The organism is Streptomyces sp. ATLC9 (genome assembly GCF_057196705.1).
The window spans coordinates 1-538 of record NZ_JBXUOY010000576.1; the positions used below are offsets into that span (position 1 = coordinate 1).

Genomic DNA, 538 nt, shown 5'->3' on the forward strand with positions numbered 1-538 from the left:
GCGCCGCCCGGGGCGTGCGGCGGACCGCCCGGCCCCGCCGCGCTCCCGTCGGCGCCGGGCGTCTCACCGCCGGCCTCGCCACCGGCCTCGCCGACGGGCTTGCGCACGACGACCGGCGGGATGGGGCGGGAACCCGGGATGTTGATCCGGATGCGGGTGGTCAGCGTGGTCTCGGTCTTCGGCTCGCCCGGCTGCGCGGCGGGCTCGCCCGCCGGTACGGCGTACGGGTCGTTCCCCGGCGGGTGGGCGGCACCGCCCCTCGCCCGGGGCCCGGAGGACGAACTGTCAGTTTCACGGCTCAATGCAGGATCTCCCGGTTGGATTCGCCGCCCGTCATGGTTCCGATCGGCTCGCACGAGCGGCTCGCCGGCGCGCACCACCTTACTGGGGGCCGCCGCCCCGGGCCCCGGGAGTGCCCGATCACCGCCCCGGCGGATCGTGTGCGGATGACGCGGCGGCATGCCGCCGCGCGGGGGGGCGGCGGCCCGGGCGCCCGGGGGCCGCCGGCCGCCCGCCCGCCGCACGCGCCCCGCGCCCG

The 538-nt window shown here is 80.3% G+C and carries 1 pseudogene; it reads right to left on the bottom strand.

Annotated features, from left to right (window positions below):
- Positions 1 to 302, bottom strand: a pseudogene (locus AC2CJA_RS27140) (hypothetical protein); the annotation flags it as partial.
- Between the last annotated feature and the right edge of the window lie 236 nt (positions 303 to 538).